This is a genomic window from Streptococcus pseudopneumoniae IS7493, from assembly GCF_000221985.1.
GTDB lineage: Bacteria > Bacillota > Bacilli > Lactobacillales > Streptococcaceae > Streptococcus > Streptococcus pseudopneumoniae.
Window position 1 is genome coordinate 108,856 of record NC_015875.1, and the last position, 19,708, is coordinate 128,563.

The 19,708-nt window shown below is 43.7% G+C and carries 15 protein-coding genes; 13 read left to right on the forward strand and 2 right to left on the reverse strand.

Going from position 1 to position 19,708, the window contains the following annotated elements:
- The first annotated feature begins 1 nt into the window (after position 1).
- From SPPN_RS14270 to purB, 13 genes are all read left to right on the forward strand, one after another.
- Complete coding sequence (locus tag SPPN_RS14270) at positions 2 to 145, forward strand: phosphoribosylaminoimidazolesuccinocarboxamide synthase (protein WP_078374291.1); 144 nt, start codon at positions 2 to 4, stop codon at positions 143 to 145.
- A gap of 56 nt (positions 146 to 201) precedes the next feature.
- Positions 202 to 3,927: a phosphoribosylformylglycinamidine synthase gene (locus SPPN_RS00720; RefSeq protein WP_000361236.1), complete on the forward strand. Its 3,726-nt coding sequence runs from the start codon at positions 202 to 204 to the stop codon at positions 3,925 to 3,927.
- Positions 3,928 to 4,019: 92 nt separating this feature from the next.
- Positions 4,020 to 5,462, forward strand: coding sequence for an amidophosphoribosyltransferase (purF, locus tag SPPN_RS00725; RefSeq protein ID WP_000220653.1), 1,443 nt, complete (start codon positions 4,020 to 4,022; stop codon positions 5,460 to 5,462).
- A gap of 217 nt (positions 5,463 to 5,679) precedes the next feature.
- Positions 5,680 to 6,702, forward strand: a complete 1,023-nt coding sequence (gene purM / locus SPPN_RS00730; protein ID WP_001284585.1) for a phosphoribosylformylglycinamidine cyclo-ligase — start codon at positions 5,680 to 5,682, stop codon at positions 6,700 to 6,702.
- The gene (gene purN / locus SPPN_RS00735; RefSeq protein ID WP_000717510.1) at positions 6,699 to 7,253 is read left to right on the forward strand and encodes a phosphoribosylglycinamide formyltransferase; all 555 of its coding nucleotides are present in this window, start codon (positions 6,699 to 6,701) and stop codon (positions 7,251 to 7,253) included. Before purM ends, purN begins: the two co-directional genes overlap by 4 nt.
- Positions 7,250 to 7,624, forward strand: a complete 375-nt coding sequence (locus SPPN_RS00740; RefSeq protein ID WP_001017821.1) for a hypothetical protein — start codon at positions 7,250 to 7,252, stop codon at positions 7,622 to 7,624. The genes purN and SPPN_RS00740 overlap by 4 nt, the downstream gene beginning before the upstream one ends.
- Before the next feature lie 43 nt (positions 7,625 to 7,667).
- Positions 7,668 to 8,132, forward strand: coding sequence for a GNAT family N-acetyltransferase (locus tag SPPN_RS00745; protein ID WP_000569796.1), 465 nt, complete (start codon positions 7,668 to 7,670; stop codon positions 8,130 to 8,132).
- Between the two features lies 1 nt (position 8,133).
- The gene (purH, locus tag SPPN_RS00750) at positions 8,134 to 9,681 is read left to right on the forward strand and encodes a bifunctional phosphoribosylaminoimidazolecarboxamide formyltransferase/IMP cyclohydrolase (RefSeq protein ID WP_000161907.1); all 1,548 of its coding nucleotides are present in this window, start codon (positions 8,134 to 8,136) and stop codon (positions 9,679 to 9,681) included.
- A 121-nt stretch (positions 9,682 to 9,802) separates the two neighbouring features.
- Positions 9,803 to 11,065, forward strand: a complete 1,263-nt coding sequence (gene purD, locus SPPN_RS00755; protein WP_000772181.1) for a phosphoribosylamine--glycine ligase — start codon at positions 9,803 to 9,805, stop codon at positions 11,063 to 11,065.
- Between the two features lie 193 nt (positions 11,066 to 11,258).
- Positions 11,259 to 11,750, forward strand: a complete 492-nt coding sequence (gene purE / locus SPPN_RS00760) for a 5-(carboxyamino)imidazole ribonucleotide mutase (RefSeq protein WP_000165489.1) — start codon at positions 11,259 to 11,261, stop codon at positions 11,748 to 11,750.
- A complete protein-coding gene (gene purK / locus SPPN_RS00765) occupies positions 11,737 to 12,828 on the forward strand; it encodes a 5-(carboxyamino)imidazole ribonucleotide synthase (RefSeq protein WP_000099011.1) in 1,092 nt (363 codons plus the stop codon). Before purE ends, purK begins: the two co-directional genes overlap by 14 nt.
- Positions 12,829 to 12,837: 9 nt before the next feature.
- Complete coding sequence (locus SPPN_RS00770; protein ID WP_000614702.1) at positions 12,838 to 13,065, forward strand: hypothetical protein; 228 nt, start codon at positions 12,838 to 12,840, stop codon at positions 13,063 to 13,065.
- Positions 13,066 to 13,128: 63 nt separating this feature from the next.
- Complete coding sequence (gene purB, locus SPPN_RS00775; protein WP_000610743.1) at positions 13,129 to 14,427, forward strand: adenylosuccinate lyase; 1,299 nt, start codon at positions 13,129 to 13,131, stop codon at positions 14,425 to 14,427.
- 54 nt (positions 14,428 to 14,481) lie between these two features.
- On the opposite strand, the gene strH is transcribed toward purB, so the two are convergent.
- Together strH and SPPN_RS00785 are read right to left on the reverse strand one after the other, a co-directional pair.
- On the reverse strand, positions 14,482 to 18,411 hold the full coding sequence (strH, locus tag SPPN_RS00780; RefSeq protein WP_000679915.1) for an LPXTG-anchored beta-N-acetylhexosaminidase StrH: 3,930 nt from the start codon (positions 18,409 to 18,411) through the stop codon (positions 14,482 to 14,484).
- Positions 18,412 to 18,726: 315 nt separating this feature from the next.
- Positions 18,727 to 19,443 carry a GntR family transcriptional regulator gene (locus SPPN_RS00785; RefSeq protein WP_001007202.1) on the reverse strand — a complete coding sequence of 239 codons (717 nt, stop codon included), beginning with the start codon at positions 19,441 to 19,443 and terminating at the stop codon, positions 18,727 to 18,729.
- Positions 19,444 to 19,708 lie beyond the last annotated feature (265 nt).

A 19,708-nucleotide genomic window follows, 5' to 3' on the forward strand; every position in this document is an offset into this window, starting at 1 on the left:
TCTGTTTGCAACGGAAAACCTTCGTCTCTCAACTAAAAGGACTCAGTTTGAAAAGGTTCCCCAGACCTTTTCACTCCGTAGGGGATTGGGAGAACTAACAGACGTTTACGAGATTGTCTGGGAAAAGTTGCAGGAATTGAAATAACAGCCTCAAGGCTGTTTGGGAACATTGCAAGAGCTTAAATAAAGGAATAAGAATTGATGGATAAACGTATTTTTGTTGAAAAAAAGGCTGATTTTCAGGTCAAGTCAGAGAGTTTGGTGAGAGAACTCCAGCATAGCTTGGGACTTTCAAGCTTGAAAAGTATTCGTATTGTGCAAGTGTATGATGTATTTGATTTGTCAGAGGACCTGTTTGCACCTGCAGAGAAACACATTTTCTCTGAGCAGGTGACAGACCATGTTTTGGACGAAGCGGCTGTGCAGGCGGATCTTGCCAACTATGCTTTCTTTGCGATTGAAAGCCTACCAGGGCAGTTTGACCAGCGTGCAGCATCTTCACAGGAAGCCTTGCTTTTACTAGGAAGTTCGAGTGATGTAACGGTTAATACAGCCCAACTTTACTTGGTGAATAAAGATATTGATGCGACTGAGTTGGAAGCGGTCAAGAACTATCTGCTCAACCCAGTTGATTCTCGTTTCAAGGACATCACGACAGGGATTGCCAAGCAGGAATTTTCTGAGTCAGACAAGACCATTCCTAAATTGACTTTCTTTGAAAGCTATAGGGCAGAAGACTTTGCTCGCTACAAGGCCGAGCAAGGGATGGCCATGGAAGTGGATGATTTGCTCTTTATCCAAGACTACTTTAAGTCAATCGGGCGCGTGCCGACGGAAACAGAACTCAAGGTTTTGGATACTTACTGGTCTGACCACTGCCGTCACACGACTTTTGAGACAGAGTTGAAACAGATTGATTTCTCAGCTTCTAAATTCCAAAAGCAATTGCAGTCAACCTATGACAAATATATCGCTATGCGTGATGAGTTGGGACGTACGGAAAAACCGCAAACCTTGATGGATATGGCAACTATTTTCGGTCGTTATGAGCGTGCCAATGGACGTTTGGACGACATGGAAGTGTCAGATGAAATCAATGCTTGCTCAGTAGAAATCGAAGTGGACGTTGATGGTGTGAAAGAACCATGGCTCCTAATGTTCAAGAATGAAACTCACAACCACCCAACGGAAATTGAGCCATTTGGTGGGGCTGCTACCTGTATCGGTGGAGCCATTCGTGACCCATTGTCAGGTCGCTCATATGTTTACCAAGCCATGCGGATCTCAGGTGCTGGTGATATTACAGCACCGATTTCAGAAACTCGCGCTGGGAAACTGCCACAACAAGTCATTTCTAAAACAGCGGCTCATGGTTATTCTTCATACGGTAACCAGATTGGGCTTGCAACAACCTACGTTCGTGAATATTTCCACCCAGGTTTCGTTGCTAAACGTATGGAACTTGGTGCCGTTGTTGGTGCGGCTCCCAAGGGCAATGTTGTCCGTGAAAAACCGGAAGCGGGCGATGTCATTATCCTCCTCGGTGGTAAGACTGGACGTGACGGTGTCGGTGGTGCGACAGGTTCTTCTAAAGTTCAAACGGTTGAGTCTGTAGAGACTGCTGGTGCTGAGGTTCAAAAAGGGAATGCCATCGAAGAACGCAAGATTCAACGTCTGTTCCGTAATGGCGATGTCACTCGTCTTATCAAGAAGTCTAATGACTTTGGTGCTGGTGGTGTCTGTGTAGCTATCGGTGAATTGGCAGACGGTCTTGAAATCGACCTTAATAAGGTGCCTCTTAAATACCAAGGATTGAATGGTACCGAAATTGCCATCTCTGAATCTCAAGAACGGATGGCAGTCGTGGTTCGTCCTGAGGATGTAGATGCCTTCGTTGCTGAATGTAACAAAGAAAATATTGACGCTGTTGTGGTGGCGACAGTGACGGAAAAACCAAATCTTGTCATGCACTGGAATGGTGAAACCATTGTCGACTTGGAACGCCGTTTCCTTGATACCAATGGTGTGCGCGTGGTCGTTGATGCAAAGGTTGTAGATAAGGATGTCAAACTCCCAGAAGAACGCACAACAAGCGCTGACACACTGGAATCAGATACCCTTACGGTTCTATCTGACCTCAACCATGCAAGTCAAAAAGGATTACAGACTGTCTTTGACTGCTCTGTTGGACGCTCAACGGTTAATCACCCACTTGGTGGTCGTTACCAACTTACACCAACTGAGGCATCTGTGCAGAAATTGCCAGTTCAACACGGTGTGACTCATACTGCGTCGGTCATTGCTCAAGGTTTCAACCCATATGTAGCTGAATGGTCTCCATACCACGGTGCTGCTTATGCGGTTATCGAAGCAACTGCTCGTTTGGTGGCTGCTGGTGCCAAATGGTCTAAGGCTCGTTTCTCTTACCAAGAATATTTCGAGCGGATGGACAAGCAAGCAGAGCGTTTTGGTCAGCCAGTAGCCGCCCTTCTAGGCTCTATTGAAGCTCAGATTCAACTTGGCTTGCCATCTATCGGTGGGAAGGACTCCATGTCTGGTACCTTTGAAGAATTGACCGTTCCGCCAACCTTGGTTGCATTTGGGGTGACGACGGCAGATAGCCGTAAGGTGCTCTCTCCAGAATTTAAAGATGTTGGGGAAAATATCTACTACATCCCAGGTCAAGCCCTCTCTGCAGAGATTGATTTTGACTTGATTAAGAAAAATTTTGCTCAGTTTGAAGCAAGCCAAGCTGACCATAAAGTGACGTCTGCATCAGCTGTCAAATACGGTGGTGTAGTTGAAAGTTTGGCTCTTGCTACTTTTGGAAATCATATCGGTGCAGAGGTAATCTTGCCTGAACTTGAAAGTTCTTTGACAGCACAATTGGGCGGATTTGTCTTCACATCTCCTGAAGAAATTGCTGGAGTAGAGAAGATTGGACAAACGAAAGCAGCCTTTACACTGACTGTCAACGGTGTGAAGCTAGATGGACACAAACTTGACAGTGCCTTCCAAGGCAAATTGGAAGAAGTTTACCCAACAGAATTTGCTCAAGCCAAAGAACTGGCTGAAGTACCAGCTGTGGTATCAGATGTTGTGATTAAAGCAAAAGAAAAGGTTGAAAAACCGGTGGTCTATATCCCAGTATTCCCGGGAACCAACTCAGAATATGACTCAGCCAAGGCATTTGAAAAAGAAGGCGCAGAGGTTAACTTGGTGCCATTCGTGACACTCAATGAAGAAGCCATTGTCAAGTCAGTTGAAACCATGGTTGACAACATCGGTAAGGCTAACATTCTCTTCTTTGCCGGTGGATTCTCGGCTGCGGATGAACCAGATGGTTCAGCTAAGTTTATCGTCAATATCCTGCTTAATGAAAAAGTGCGTGTGGCTATTGATAGCTTTATCGCCCGTGGTGGCTTGATTATCGGTATTTGTAATGGATTCCAAGCCTTAGTCAAATCGGGTCTCCTACCATACGGAAACTTTGAAGATGCTAACAGTACTAGTCCAACCCTCTTCTACAATGATGCCAACCAACACGTGGCCAAGATGGTGGAAACTCGTATTGCCAATAGCAACTCGACATGGTTGGCTGGTGTGCAAGTGGGCGATATCCACGCTATTCCTGTTTCGCACGGTGAAGGGAAGTTTGTCGTGACGGCTGAGGAATTTGCAGAGCTCCGTGACAATGGACAAATTTTCAGCCAATACGTTGACTTTAACGGTAAACCAAGTATGGATTCTAAGTACAATCCGAATGGTTCTGTCCATGCCATCGAAGGAATTACCAGCAAGAATGGTCAAATCATCGGTAAGATGGGCCACTCAGAACGTTATGAGGATGGTCTTTTCCAAAATATCCCAGGCAATAAAGACCAACACCTGTTCGCATCAGCGGTTAAACATTTCACTGGAAAATAAGACTTACAGATTTTCTAATAGATGGTATCAGTAATGTAAAAGTCATGTAAATCTAGCTCTTGATGATTACAAATGAAAATTAGGTATAAAAAATGACATACGAAGTAAAATCTCTTAATGAAGAATGTGGTGTTTTCGGTATTTGGGGACATCCAGATGCTGCTAAGTTGACCTATTTTGGTCTCCATAGTCTTCAGCACCGTGGTCAAGAGGGGGCAGGAATCCTCTCCAATGATCAGGGGCAATTGAAGCGCCATCGTGACATGGGACTTTTATCAGAAGTCTTCAGAAATCCTGCTAATTTGGATAAATTGACGGGAACTGGTGCGATTGGGCATGTGCGTTACGCGACTGCTGGCGAAGCTTCTGTAGATAATATCCAGCCCTTCCTCTTCCGTTTTCACGATATGCAGTTTGGGTTGGCTCATAATGGAAATCTGACCAATGCAGCCTCTCTCAAGAAAGAACTGGAACAAAGAGGCGCGATTTTCAGTGCGACTTCGGACTCTGAAATCTTGGCTCACCTCATTCGTCGCAGTCATAATCCTAGCCTGATGGGCAAAATCAAGGAAGCGCTCAGCCTTGTCAAAGGTGGTTTTGCCTATATCTTGCTGTTTGAGGACAAGTTGATTGCGGCTCTTGACCCCAATGGTTTCCGTCCGCTTTCTATCGGGAAAATGGCTAACGGAGCGGTGGTTGTTTCCTCTGAAACCTGTGCTTTTGAGGTTATTGGTGCTGAATGGATTCGTGATTTGAGGCCAGGTGAGATTGTGATCATTGATGACAAGGGCATCCAGTATGATAGCTATACAGATGATACTCAGTTAGCAATCTGTTCTATGGAGTATATCTATTTTGCCCGCCCTGATTCTAACATTCATGGTGTCAATGTCCATACGGCACGTAAACGTATGGGTGCCCAATTGGCGCGAGAATTCAAGCATGAGGCGGATATTGTAGTCGGTGTACCCAATTCTTCACTCAGCGCAGCTATGGGATTTGCGGAAGAGTCTGGGCTACCAAATGAAATGGGCCTCATCAAGAACCAATACACCCAACGTACCTTTATCCAACCGACTCAAGAATTGCGGGAGCAAGGGGTGCGGATGAAACTCTCTGCTGTTTCAGGCGTTGTAAAAGGCAAGCGTGTGGTTATGATTGATGACTCTATTGTACGTGGGACGACCTCTCGTCGTATCGTTCAGCTATTGAAAGAAGCGGGAGCGACTGAAGTTCACGTTGCTATTGGAAGTCCAGCGCTAGCTTATCCATGCTTCTATGGGATTGATATCCAGACCCGTCAGGAGCTGATTGCGGCCAATCATACGGTCGAAGAAACGCGCCAAATCATTGGTGCGGACAGTCTGACCTACCTTTCCGTTGAGGGGTTGATTGATTCAATTGGTATTGAAACGGATGCGCCAAATGGTGGTCTCTGTGTCGCTTATTTTGATGGTGATTACCCAACGCCTCTCTATGACTACGAAGAAGACTATCGTAGAAGTTTGGAAGAAAAGACCAGTTTTTACAAATAGATCACAGATTCTCCATTAAAGAAAAGGAATATAAAAATGACAAATAAGAATGCTTATACTTCACGTCTCACTATTGACTAAAAGCTAAAGCATTTGTCAGTAGACGCTTTCTCCTATGGGACTAAAGCTAGAGACCTGACTAGTATTTTTAGATAAAATAATTGTTTATCTAAAAATACGTCGCAGTCTTTCCCAAAAAAAGAAAAGGAAAAATAAAATGGCAAATAAAAATGCGTACGCTCAATCTGGTGTGGATGTTGAAGCGGGTTATGAAGTTGTTGAACGGATCAAAAAGCACGTGGCTCGTACGGAGCGTGCAGGTGTCATGGGAGCTCTGGGTGGCTTTGGTGGTATGTTTGACCTTTCAAAGACTGGGGTCAAAGAGCCCGTCTTGATTTCAGGGACTGACGGTGTCGGAACCAAGCTCATGCTGGCCATCAAGTACGACAAACACGATACCATCGGTCAGGACTGTGTGGCCATGTGTGTCAATGATATCATTGCTGCAGGTGCGGAGCCCCTCTATTTCCTTGACTATGTAGCAACAGGGAAGAATGAACCAGCTAAGCTAGAACAAGTTGTTGCTGGTGTGGCAGAGGGCTGTGTGCAGGCAGGCGCTGCCCTTATCGGTGGGGAAACAGCTGAAATGCCTGGCATGTATGGCGAAGATGACTATGATTTGGCTGGTTTTGCGGTCGGTGTGGCTGAAAAATCTCAAATCATTGACGGTTCAAAAGTGGCAGAGGGAGATGTTCTTCTTGGACTTGCTTCAAGTGGGATTCATTCCAATGGTTACTCTCTCGTTCGTCGTGTCTTTGCTGACTATACAGGTGAGGAAATCTTGCCAGAATTGGAAGGTAAGAAACTTAAGGAAGTTCTTCTTGAGCCGACTCGTATCTATGTCAAGGCTGTCTTACCACTCATCAAGGAAGGGTTGGTCAACGGCATTGCCCACATCACTGGTGGTGGCTTTATCGAAAATGTCCCTCGCATGTTTGCAGCTGACTTGGCTGCTGAGATTGAGGAAAGCAAAGTTCCAGTGCTTCCTATTTTCAAAGCTCTTGAAAAATATGGTAAAATCAAACATGAAGAAATGTTTGAAATCTTCAATATGGGTGTGGGGCTTATGCTGGCAGTTAGCCCTGAAAATGTAAGTCGTGTCAAGGAATTGTTGGATGAACCAGTCTATGAAATCGGTCGTATCGTCAAGAAAGAAAACGAAAGTGTCATCATCAAATGAAAAAAATAGCGGTTTTTGCCTCTGGTAATGGCTCAAATTTTCAGGTGATAGCGGAACAATTTCCAGTAGAGTTTGTCTTTTCAGACCATCGTGACGCCTATGTGCTCGAACGTGCAGACAAGCTCGGCGTTCTGTCCTATGCTTTTGAACTCAAGGAGTTTGAGAGTAAGGCAGACTACGAAGCAGCCATTGTCGAACTCTTGGAAGAGCACCAGATTGACTTGGTTTGTCTAGCAGGCTACATGAAAATTGTTGGGCCAACCTTATTGGCGACTTATGAAGGTCGGATTATCAACATTCATCCAGCCTACTTGCCAGAATTTCCAGGAGCTCATGGGATTGAGGATGCTTGGAATGCTGGCGTTGCTGAGAGCGGCGTGACCATTCATTGGGTGGATTCAGGTGTGGATACAGGAAAGGTTATCAAACAAGTGCGTGTGCCACGACTAGCTGATGATACGATTGACAGTTTTGAAACTCGCATTCATGAGGCAGAGTACAAGTTGTATCCGGAGGTGCTGGATAGTTTGGGAGTGGAGAGGAAGAAATGAATATTGATCACTACTATATGGAGTTAAAGAATAAGTTATCTAACAGACCAACCCTACTGGATAATACTAATGATTTTCTTTTTGTTTTAGTAAATACAGTGAAAGCTATGATAGAAAATACTGATAAAAGTCAGCTTTCAGAGTTAGATAAAATTTTAGATGGTGTCACAAGTCAAGAATTAAAACTTGCCTATGATTTCTGTCAAGGGAGATTCGGTCAAGCGGGTTTTTCTTATCGTAGGCACCCGAATTATTTTTATTTGTCCAGTTTAATTGCGACTTTTCCAGAATTTGAGTTGTCTAAAGCAGACCGAGATTATCTCAAAGGAATCATAAATTTTGATAACTACCTTTTATATGAGTTGGATTAGTCTTTAATCAACTCAAAACCCTATTTATTCAAAAGGAGAAAAAATGATTGAGATAAAATTAGTAGATGAGAGCAGTTTTCAGGCAGTGCTGGATTTGAAAATATCTGAAGCTGATGAACGAGCACGTTTTGTGGCTCCAAATGTACGCTCTTTAGCTGACGCATGGCTCTACCGGGAAAATGAAGATGTGTTTCCGAGGGCAATCTATTGGGATAAGCAAGTGGTTGGCTTTCTCCTGCTGGAAATAGACAAGGATGAAGCGGAATACTTTATCTGGCGGATAATGATTGGTCAGCAGTACCAAGGAAGAGGTTATGGTAGAAAAGCCTTGGAAGTTCTAATCAAAGAGGCTCAGATGGATAGAGTCTGCAGTCATATTGTTGCAGATTATGTGGTTGGAAATGAAAAAATGAAGCACCTGTTGACTAGTTTGGGTTTTCAGGAAACAGGATTTATAGAAGAAAATAACGAAGTCGCTATGCGCTTGGACTTAAAGAAAGAGGAATAGAATGACGAAAAAAGCCTTAATCAGCGTCTCAGACAAAGTGGGTATTGTTGAATTTGCCCAAGAACTTAAAAAACTCGGTTGGGACATCATCTCAACAGGTGGGACCAAGGTTGCCCTTAATAATGCTGGGGTAGATACCATTGCGATTGATGATGTGACTGGGTTCCCAGAAATGATGGATGGTCGTGTCAAGACCCTTCACCCAAATATCCACGGGGGACTTTTGGCTCGTCGTGACTTGGATAGTCACTTGGAAGCAGCTAAGGACAATCAGATTGAGTTCATCGACCTTGTTGTGGTCAACCTTTATCCATTCAAGGAAACAATCCTCAAACCGGATGTGACTTACGCTGATGCAGTTGAAAACATTGACATCGGTGGGCCATCTATGCTTCGTTCAGCAGCAAAAAATCATGCCAGTGTGACGGTTGTGGTAGACCCTGCTGACTATACAGTGGTTTTGGACGAGTTGTCAGTTAACGGCGAAACCACTTACGAAACTCGCCAACGTTTGGCAGCCAAGGTTTTCCGTCACACAGCGGCTTATGATGCCTTGATTGCAGAGTATTTCACAACTCAAGTGGGTGAAAGCAAACCTGAAAAGCTGACCTTGACTTATGACCTCAAGCAGGCCATGCGCTATGGGGAAAATCCTCAACAGGATGCAGATTTCTACCAAAAAGCCTTGCCGACTGACTACTCGATTGCATCTGCTAAACAGCTTAACGGGAAAGAATTGTCATTCAACAATATCCGTGATGCGGATGCTGCCATTCGTATCATTCGTGATTTCAAAGATCGTCCAACCGTTGTGGCTCTCAAACATATGAATCCATGTGGAATTGGTCAAGCTGACGACATCGAGACTGCTTGGGACTATGCTTATGAGTCTGACCCAGTCTCAATTTTCGGTGGAATCGTCGTTCTCAACCGTGAGTTGGATGTTGCGACAGCTGAGAAGATGCATGGTGTTTTCCTTGAAATCATCATCGCACCAAGTTATACGGATGAAGCGCTAGCTATTTTGACCAATAAAAAGAAAAACTTGCGTATCCTTGCCTTGCCATTTGATGCTCAAGAGGCTAGCGAAGTGGAAGCAGAATACACAGGTGTTGTCGGTGGACTTCTGGTACAAAACCAAGACGTGGTCAAAGAAAGCCCAGCTGACTGGCAAGTGGTGACCAAACGCCAGCCAACTGAGACAGAAGCGACTGCTCTTGAGTTTGCTTGGAAAGCTATCAAGTACGTCAAATCAAACGGTATCATCGTAACCAATGACCACATGACACTTGGTGTCGGTCCGGGTCAAACTAACCGTGTGGCTTCTGTTCGCATCGCTATTGAGCAAGCTAAAGACCGTCTTGACGGCGCTGTTCTTGCTTCGGATGCCTTCTTCCCATTTGCGGATAATGTGGAAGAAATCGCCAAAGCAGGGATCAGGGCTATCATCCAGCCGGGTGGATCCGTCCGTGACCAAGAGTCTATCGAAGCTGCTGACAAATATGGCTTGACAATGGTCTTTACAGGTGTGAGACATTTTAGACATTAAGAACGTTAAAGGGAAGAAAACAGTTTCTTTCCTTTTTTGCGTAAAAATGCGGATTGAAACAAGATTAAAACGAACGTTTGTGGTATAATATTATTAAATAATTCGCAAAAGAGGTTGAGGGATGAAGCTGTTAGTTGTCGGTTCGGGTGGTCGTGAACATGCGATTGCTAAGAAGTTGCTTGAGTCAAAAGACGTTGAAAAAGTATTTGTAGCTCCTGGGAATGACGGTATGACTCTGGATGGTCTGGAATTGGTAAATATCTCTATTTCCGAACATTCTAAATTGATTGACTTCGCAAAGGCCAACGATATTGCTTGGACCTTTATCGGTCCAGATGACGCCCTTGCGGCTGGTATCGTGGATGATTTCCATGCAGCTGGTCTCAAAGCCTTTGGTCCGACAAGATTGGCAGCGGAGCTGGAGTGGTCCAAGGATTTTGCTAAGGAAATCATGGTCAAATATGGCGTTCCGACAGCAGCCTATGGCACATTTTCAGATTTCGAGGAAGCCAAGGCTTATATCGAAAAGCAGGGGGCGCCTATCGTAGTCAAGGCGGATGGCTTGGCGCTTGGGAAGGGTGTTGTCGTTGCGGAGACGGTTGAGCAAGCAGTCGAAGCAGCTCACGAGATGCTTTTGGACAATAAATTTGGTGACTCAGGTGCGCGTGTGGTTATTGAGGAATTCCTCGACGGAGAGGAATTTTCACTTTTTGCCTTTGTCAATAGAGACAAGTTCTACATCATGCCAACAGCTCAGGACCACAAACGTGCATACGATGGCGACAAGGGACCTAACACTGGTGGGATGGGGGCCTATGCGCCAGTTCCACACTTACCACAGAGTGTAGTTGATACAGCGGTTGAGACTATTGTCAAGCCAATCCTTGAAGGGATGATCAAAGAAGGCCGTCCGTATCTTGGCATCCTCTATGCAGGGCTTATCCTGACAGCAGAAGGTCCTAAAGTCATCGAGTTCAATGCTCGCTTTGGAGATCCTGAAACACAGATTATCTTGCCTCGTTTGACATCTGACTTTGCACAAAATATTACAGATATTCTGGATAGCAAGGAGCCAAACATCACCTGGACGGATAAGGGTGTGACTCTGGGTGTGGTTGTCGCATCAAACGGCTACCCGCTAGACTATGAAAAAGGTGTCAAGTTGCCAGCCAAAACCGATGGCGACATTATCACCTATTATGCAGGGGCTAAGTTTGCAGAAAATAGCAGAGCACTGATCTCAAACGGCGGACGAGTTTATATGCTCGTTACCACAGCAGCCACCGTCAAAGAAGCCCAAGCCAGCATCTACCAAGAACTATCCCAACAAAAAATAGAAGGACTCTTCTACCGAACAGATATCGGAAGCAAGGCAATTAAGTAAAGATATAAGAATAACGCGCCGTAGTCGCCAAACACGATAATGGTCGTCGTGGTGAAAAGACCAGAACAGTGAATGTTCTGGTCAGGGGGAAACTTTGAGACCTTAGGCTCAAAGTTTAGGAATGAAACCGAAGGTTTGCTTCCGTCCCCACCACCTAAGACCATTATCAAAAAAGAAGAAAAAAGGAAAAATTATGACTAAACCAATTATTTCCATCATCATGGGCTCAAAATCCGACTGGGCAACCATGCAAAAAACAGCAGAAGTCCTAGACCGCTTCGGTGTAGCCTACGAGAAGAAGGTTGTCTCTGCCCACCGCACACCAGACCTCATGTTCAGACATGCCGAAGAAGCTCGTAGCCGTGGCATCAAGGTCATTATCGCAGGTGCAGGTGGCGCAGCCCACTTGCCAGGAATGGTAGCTGCCAAAACAACCCTTCCAGTCATTGGTGTGCCAGTCAAGTCTCGTGCTCTTAGTGGAGTGGATTCACTCTATTCTATCGTTCAGATGCCGGGTGGGGTGCCTGTTGCGACCATGGCTATCGGTGAAGCTGGAGCGACTAACGCAGCTCTCTTTGCCCTCCGTCTCCTCTCTGTAGAAGATAAGTCCATTGCGGATGCACTTGCCAACTTTGCTGAAGAACAAGGAAAAATCGCAGAGGAGTCGTCAAATGAGCTCATCTAAAACAATCGGAATTATCGGTGGCGGTCAACTGGGTCAGATGATGGCCATTTCTGCTATCTACATGGGGCACAAGGTTATCGCGCTGGATCCTGCGGCGGATTGCCCGGCTTCTCGCGTGGCGGAAATCATTGTGGCACCTTATAACGATGTGGACGCCCTCCGTCAGTTGGCAGACCGTTGCGATGTCCTCACTTACGAGTTTGAAAATGTCGACGCTGACGGTTTGGATGCCGTTATCAAGGATGGACAACTCCCTCAAGGAACAGATCTGCTCCGCATTTCGCAAAATCGTATTTTTGAAAAGGACTTTTTGTCAAACAAGGCTCAAGTCACTGTGGCACCCTACAAGGTCGTGACTTCTAGCCTAGACTTGGCAGATATCGACTTGTCGAAAAACTATGTCCTCAAGACTGCGACTGGTGGCTACGATGGTCATGGACAAAAGGTTATTCGTTCAGAAGCAGACTTGGAAGCAGCCTATGCGCTAGCAGACTCAGCAGACTGCGTCTTGGAAGAATTTATCAACTTTGACCTTGAGATTTCTGTCATCGTGTCAGGAAATGGCAAGGAGGTGACGTTTTTCCCAGTTCAGGAAAATATCCACCGCAACAATATCCTGTCTAAGACCATCGTACCAGCCCGCATTTCTGAAAGTCTAGCAGACAAGGCTAAAGCTATGGCAGTGCGAATCGCAGAACAACTCAACTTGTCTGGAACTCTCTGTGTGGAAATGTTTGCGACAGCTGATGACATCATTGTCAATGAGATTGCTCCACGACCACACAACTCAGGCCATTACTCTATTGAAGCCTGTGATTTCTCTCAGTTTGACACCCATATTCTCGGTGTTCTCGGAGCACCATTGCCAGCCATCAAACTCCATGCGCCAGCCGTTATGCTTAATGTCCTCGGTCAGCATGTCGAGGCTGCTGAGCAATATGTGACAGAAAATTCAAGCGCCCACCTCCACATGTATGGTAAAATAGAAGCGAAGCACAACCGCAAGATGGGACATGTGACCTTGTTTAGTGATGTACCGGATAGTGTGGATGAGCTTGGGGAAGGGATTGATTTTTAGGACAAGTCTATGATACAAATTATCGTTAATACATTTATTGAAAAGGATAAGACTGGAGCAGTTGTTGAAGTGTTGTATGCCAGTGCTGACCAAGATAAGGTACAAGCTAAATATGAAGAACTAGCTGCACAATACCCCGAAAATTATTTAGCTATCTATGATGTACCGCTGGATACGGATTTGAATACACTAGATCATTACCCGTCTGTGTTTATTGGAAAAGAGGAGTTTGAGTAGAAATCTTGGTTTACCTAGATAGCTTATTCCCAACAGCTTAAGAAGAAAGGAAAAATGAACAACATGATCAACCGTTACTCTCGCCCTGAGATGGCGAATATTTGGAGTGAAGAAAATAAATACCGTGCTTGGCTTGAGGTGGAAATCCTCTCTGACGAGGCATGGGCTGAGTTGGGGGAAATCCCTAAGGAAGATGTGGCTTTGATTCGCAAGAAGGCGGACTTTGACATCGACCGTATTTTGGAAATTGAGCAGGAGACGCGCCACGATGTGGTGGCTTTCACGCGTGCGGTTTCTGAGACTCTTGGTGAAGAGCGCAAGTGGGTTCACTATGGGTTAACTTCTACTGACGTGGTGGATACTGCTTATGGTTACCTCTACAAGCAGGCCAACGACATCATCCGTCGTGACCTTGAAAACTTCACTAATATCATCGCTGACAAGGCCAAGGAGCACAAGTTCACCATCATGATGGGGCGTACTCATGGTGTGCACGCTGAGCCGACAACTTTTGGTCTTAAATTAGCAACTTGGTACAGCGAAATGAAACGCAATATCGAGCGCTTCGAGCATGCGGCTGCTGGTGTAGAAGCTGGTAAGATTTCTGGTGCGGTTGGGAACTTTGCCAATATCCCACCATTTGTAGAGGAGTATGTCTGCGATAAACTTGGCATCCGTGCCCAAGAAATCTCTACACAAGTCCTTCCTCGTGACCTTCACGCTGAGTACTTTGCAGTTCTTGCCAGCATTGCGACTTCAATCGAACGTATGGCGACTGAGATTCGTGGTTTGCAAAAATCTGAACAACGCGAAGTGGAAGAATTCTTTGCTAAAGGGCAAAAAGGTTCATCTGCAATGCCTCACAAACGCAACCCAATCGGTTCTGAAAACATGACTGGTCTGGCGCGTGTCATTCGTGGTCACATGATTACGGCTTATGAAAACGTCGCTCTCTGGCACGAACGCGATATTTCTCACTCATCAGCTGAGCGTATCATCACACCAGATACGACCATTTTGATTGACTACATGCTCAACCGTTTTGGAAATATCGTCAAGAACTTGACAGTCTTCCCAGAAAATATGATCCGAAACATGAACTCGACTTTTGGTCTTATCTTTAGCCAACGGGCTATGTTGACATTGATTGAAAAAGGCATGACCCGTGAGCAAGCCTATGACTTGGTGCAACCAAAAACAGCCTACTCTTGGGACAACCAAGTAGACTTTAAACCACTTCTTGAAGCAGATCCAGAAGTGACATCACGCCTCACTCAAGAAGAAATCGACGAAATTTTCAACCCAGTTTATTACACCAAACGAGTGGATGATATTTTTGAACGTCTAGGACTAGGTGATTAATTAAAAAATAAACAGCGAGCTTCAATCTCGCTGTTTATTTTTTATCGAAAAGACTTAGTCTTCTTTTCTTTTAGTGAGTCCATAGGCTGCTAGTGTGGCCATGAGTCCTGCGACTACTAGTCCTGCAGAATCGTGAGTTCCTGTTTCAGGAAGTTTTTTCTCTATTACCACAGGAGCTGGATCTTGAGGAAGAGCTTTGCTTTCCTCAGCAGGAGCAGTTGATGGAGCTGGTTGGCTTAGGATTTCTAGTTTTGGTTTTTCTTCAGCAATAGCGGCTTGTCCGTTTTCATCGCCTACATGTGTTACCATAGTTCCGACTTCGACTATTTGAGTAACGGCTTCCTGTGCTACGACACTATTTACGAGTGTTTTCACTTCCTTACCATCGGCAGAAGTGCTCACAGAGTAGAAGTTGCTACGATGTCCATTGACACCCTTAGTAATGACTTGTGTTTTTCCTTTGAGTAAGAGTGGATTTTCACGAGTCACTGTGGTAAATGGAATTTCTTCTTCTTGGATATCCAGTCTAGGTTTTACCTCAGTAGTTGGTGCAAGACCACTTTCATCACCCTTGTGAGTTACAGGAGCGCCAACTTCAACCACTTGGTTTATAACTTCTTTGGTTACCTGGCTATCAAGGACTGTTTCTGTTGTTTTTCCATTTTCAGTGAGTACAGAGATGTAATGAGTTCGTTCACCTTTGACTCCTGCTGTGATAATATTTTCCTGACCAGCTGGGAGGTTAGGATTTTCTTTCTTGATAACTTCAAATGGAATTTCTTCAGTTCTTGTGATGAGTTCTGGTCTGGTTTCAACATTGGCAGCCACTTCATTTTCATCTAGGCTTCCTGAATGAGTTGCAGCTGGTTTGAGGCCTTGAAGAGCAGCCTTGAGCTTACCTACTAGTGCGTCTAATTCAGCTTGTTTGCTGCGGTTGAGGTTAAGGTTCAGTCCATCTTTTGCTGCCTTGAGTGCAGCTAGGCTCTCTGTGCTGTATCCGTCTAAGTTTGTAGGAATCTTAGCCAATTCTTCGCGGAGAGCATTATAATTAGCACGGAAGTAGTCTTTGTTGTGGTCTGCAAAGGCAGTCATGAGTTCAAAGATTTCCTCTTCCTTGTACTCAGCGCTTGGTTTATCTGCCCATATAGCTAACATACTACCAACTGTTGGAAGGTCAACTTCAGGATATTTGGTAGAAGCTAGTTGATTGAATGGAACTTTTCCAGAATTTTCAATTGCCTTTGAAAGAGGATAAGCTTCATCTTGTTTGTGATTTCCTAAAACATAGTACCAGTCACCGTTGGTATTCAAGAACTTATAACCTTTGTTTGCTAGATACTGAGGTGATGCAAGGTTGTAGCCCCACCAGCCTTTAGACCAGTAAGAAATCAAGACATCTTTATCGAATTCAGCATCATCCTTGTCTTCATAGTAGAAGCCATCGTTGAAGGCCATTGGTTGTAGCCCTCTTTCCTTAGCCATAGCAGCTAGGCTGTTAGAATAATCTGCGAACTTGTTATAGAGTCCATACCATTTGAGGTAATACCAACCTTGGGCGTTGGTCGCATCATTGGCATATTCATCTGTACCATAGTTGAATATCTTTGATTTATCAGCAAAGTAATCCATATACTTACCGATAAGGGCTTTGGTAAATCCAACTGCTTCTTGATTTTCAAGGTCCATGGTTGTTTTTGAGACCTTATCAAAGTTGGCTTGAGGATTCGTGATGCCAAGTTTTTCCATGGCAACGAGCATAGCATCCATATGTCCTGGACTATTGATAGCGGGGATTAGACCAATACCTTTTTCCTTAGCGTATTGAACAAGCTCTGTCACTTCTGTTTGTGTCAGCGCAGTACCGTTTGGATCGTCGTAGTAAGCTTTCGTTCCTTCGATAATGGCTTTTTTAACGTCATCACTAGCGTAGGTTTTTCCGTTGGCAGTAATGGTCATATCATCGAGTAGGAAACGAAGGCCATCATTTCCTAGAAGGAGATGGGCATCAGAATAGCCGAGCTCGCTGGCCTTGTCTACGATGCGTTTGAGTTGATCTAAAGAGAAGTATTTACGACCTGCATCGATGGAAATGACTTTATTCTTATTCAGTTTTTCAAGTTCGCGTTTAGCATCTTCTTCTTTTTGAGCTTCTGGTGTAAAGACTAAGTTTTTAATAGCTTCTTGAAGGTTAACAATTGCTTGGTTAATGGTATCTTGTTGAGCACGACTGAGGTTGCTATCGAGTGAACGGATGGCTTTTTCAGCTTCTTTGACAGCAGCAAAACTTTCAGCAGTATAGCGGTTAAAGTCTTTTGGAATAGTTTCTAGTGCTTTTTCTGCAGGTTGATAGTTGGCTGCGAAGTATTCAGCGTTGGCATTTGCAAAATGACGCATGAGTTTGAAGAGGCGAGATGGAGAATAACGTGCAGATGGGGTATCGGCCCAAGCAGCTACCATACCACCGATGATTGGGACATCAGCTCCTTCTGTTTTTGGTACAGAAGTGATTGGTGTGTTTTTAATACCATTGAGCCCCTGATCGAGATTGTACCAACCTTGGTCATCAGCGTTTCGTCCAAGAACGTAGTACCAAGCATCATTGGTATTAAGGATTTGGTGACCTTTTTCAGCTAGTAGTTTAGAAGAAGCGACATCGTAGCCTCCCCAACCACCAGTCCACATAGAAACGATGATGTCTTTGTCAAAACTACCAAAGCTTGTGTCGCTATTGTAGTAGATACCGTCGTTAAAGGCCATTGGTTTGAGACCGTGCGATTTTACAATACGAGCGAGGTCATTGGCGTAGGCAATAAATTTTTCATAGCCTTTTACAGGGTAGCCTTCGTTTGGATAGTATTTATCAGCTTGAAGCACACTCCAACCTTTAGCATCTGTCGCATCATTGGCATATTCATCAAGTCCGATGTTGAAGATTTCAGTTTTTTTCGCGAAATAAGCAGCATACTTGTCGATAAGGGCTTTTGTAAAAGCGACAGCTTGTTCGTTGTCAAGATCGACAGTACGGGCTGATTCCTTCCCAAAATAGCTAAAGTTAGGGTTTTGGATTCCCAATTCTTTCATGGCATTGAGAATCGCATCCATGTGACCAGGACTATTTACTGTCGGAATGAGACCGATACCTTTATCTTTTGCATAGTTAATCAGATCTGTCATTTGACTTTCTGTTAAGTGATTGCCGTTTGGATCGTTGTAATAATCATTTGTACCTTTTTCAATGGCGCGTTTGACATCGTCACTGGCATAGGTCTTGCCGTTAGCTGTGATGCTCATATCGTCCAACATGAAACGAAGTCCATCATTTCCGACTAATAGGTGTAAATCAGTGTAGCCATAATGTTTCGCTTTATCGATGATTTCCTTGAGCTGTTCTGGTGAGAAATATTTACGTCCAGCATCAATAGAAACAATTTTCTTTTTCGCTAGTTTTTCACTTACAGTTGCAGCACGTTCCTTTCCTGCCTCTGTTGCCGGTTTGTCAGCCTCTGCTTTCGCTTCATTTTTTTTAGCATCTTTTTCAGCTGGTTTATCCTTGTCAGTCTTGTCTGTATTTGACTCTTTAGAATCAATCTCTTTAGCTTCTTCTGCCTTTTTATTAGCAGTTTCTTTTTCAGCAGAAGTTGGAGTTACCACCTCTGCTTTATCACTAGGAGTTGAACTAACTTCCTCTTGTGGTTTTTCTTCTGTTTTTGGAAGACTAGCTACCTTATCAGTAGCTGGAGTTTCTGTTTCTACAGTTTTTGGAGCTTCTGGTTGAAGCTCTGCTTTAGGTGTTTCCTCAGTCCGATTTTCGGATGATTGAGGGGAATCAGAAACCGTATGGATGGTCGGTTGGTTTTCTGTAGTAGTAGGAGTAACTCCATCGGCTGCAACAGTCTGTGCTTGGAAGGCAAATCCAATTAGAACAGAAGCTGCTCCTACAGCGTATTTACGAATAGAAAAACGCTGTTGTTTTTCATGTTTCATTGCAAAACCTCCTGATTGCATTGTTATATTGATAGCGATTATATAAATCAACGCCTTTATTTTATTTCTTATATTAACGAGAGTCAAGAGGAGATGACAAAAAACTATAATAAGTATAAAAAAATATAAAATTTAAACTTAAAATTTCAGATTAGTCGGAAAAAATACGTATATATATCTAGTATAATTTTTGGTTCTATTTCTATAAAATATTCCACAAATTATAGAATCTTCCAAAAATAGGTAAGCGCTACCTTTTTGGTGTGGTATAATAAGCATAGAAAAAGCCCGAGCGATTAGGCTCAGGCTTTCTTCTTAGTGATCACGGTCACATGAGATGAATTTAATCTTGTAGTAATCAGATCGTTTGTAAGTTTCACTGTATTCTAAAACTTGGCCAGTTGATTCGAGTTTGGTGATTTTAGTTTGTAGGACAGTAGGGAATTGTTCATCGACTCCGAGGACTGAAGCCGCATGTTCTGGAGTTGGAAAGACTATTTCGTTGATTTCTTCAAAGTGTTCATCATTCATGTGAATGTGGTAGTCTAACTTGAAGCGATTATAGATAGAACTATAGTATTCAAGGTTTGGATAATTTGCGTTGATATATTGTTCTGGGATGTAGGATGTATGGTAGATATAAACGACACCGTTTGATTCGCGGATACGTTCAATCTTGTAGTAGAATTGATCGCCGCGTAGACCCAATTTTTCCAAGTAAACAAGCTTGTTTCCGCGTTCAATTGAAAGAACAGTTACCTTATCATCTTTAGCATTGAAGAGTTCAATATCTGAAAACTCTACAAGCTTGTGTTTGCGTGCACGTGAAACGAAGGTTCCTTTTCCTTGTTGGCGGACAATATAGCCATCTTTGGCAAGGTCGTTTAAGGCGCGAACAACTGTGATAGAGCTGACATCGTACATTGAAATGAGTTCTGCTTCAGTGTAAAATTTATCTCCACTGCTAAACTGCCCAGAGATGATTTTATTTTTTAATTCGTCTTTTATGTATTGATATTTGGGAATTGCCATATTTTTACCTCTATTTTCCTTCTCCATAGAAAATTTTACCATAAAAGCGAAAAAAATAGTAGTCTTTTGAATAAAAAATTAGATAACAGATTAAAAAATTAAGTTACATAGGCATTGCTCATATTTTATAAATGTATTTTATACAAAATTATTTTAGGTTCTCTATTCCGAATGTAAAGAGCGTTTGAAATGGGTCTGAAAATGTTTGAAATTAATTGAACGTGTGTATAATAGTAAAATTACAGTAAATATTCGGATAATTTCT

Bases quoted from the DNA above. Each gene is read 5' to 3' on its own strand.
- SPPN_RS00720 (WP_000361236.1), top strand. From the start codon at position 202: ATGGATAAACGTATTTTTGTTGAAAAAAAGGCTGATTTTCAGGTCAAG.
- purF (WP_000220653.1), top strand. From the start codon at position 4,020: ATGACATACGAAGTAAAATCTCTTAATGAAGAATGTGGTGTTTTCGGT.
- purM (WP_001284585.1), top strand. From the start codon at position 5,680: ATGGCAAATAAAAATGCGTACGCTCAATCTGGTGTGGATGTTGAAGCG.
- purN (WP_000717510.1), top strand. From the start codon at position 6,699: ATGAAAAAAATAGCGGTTTTTGCCTCTGGTAATGGCTCAAATTTTCAG.
- SPPN_RS00740 (WP_001017821.1), top strand. From the start codon at position 7,250: ATGAATATTGATCACTACTATATGGAGTTAAAGAATAAGTTATCTAAC.
- SPPN_RS00745 (WP_000569796.1), top strand. From the start codon at position 7,668: ATGATTGAGATAAAATTAGTAGATGAGAGCAGTTTTCAGGCAGTGCTG.
- purH (WP_000161907.1), top strand. From the start codon at position 8,134: ATGACGAAAAAAGCCTTAATCAGCGTCTCAGACAAAGTGGGTATTGTT.
- purD (WP_000772181.1), top strand. From the start codon at position 9,803: ATGAAGCTGTTAGTTGTCGGTTCGGGTGGTCGTGAACATGCGATTGCT.
- purE (WP_000165489.1), top strand. From the start codon at position 11,259: ATGACTAAACCAATTATTTCCATCATCATGGGCTCAAAATCCGACTGG.
- purK (WP_000099011.1), top strand. From the start codon at position 11,737: ATGAGCTCATCTAAAACAATCGGAATTATCGGTGGCGGTCAACTGGGT.
- SPPN_RS00770 (WP_000614702.1), top strand. From the start codon at position 12,838: ATGATACAAATTATCGTTAATACATTTATTGAAAAGGATAAGACTGGA.
- purB (WP_000610743.1), top strand. From the start codon at position 13,129: ATGATCAACCGTTACTCTCGCCCTGAGATGGCGAATATTTGGAGTGAA.
- strH (WP_000679915.1), bottom strand. From the start codon at position 18,411: ATGAAACATGAAAAACAACAGCGTTTTTCTATTCGTAAATACGCTGTA.
- SPPN_RS00785 (WP_001007202.1), bottom strand. From the start codon at position 19,443: ATGGCAATTCCCAAATATCAATACATAAAAGACGAATTAAAAAATAAA.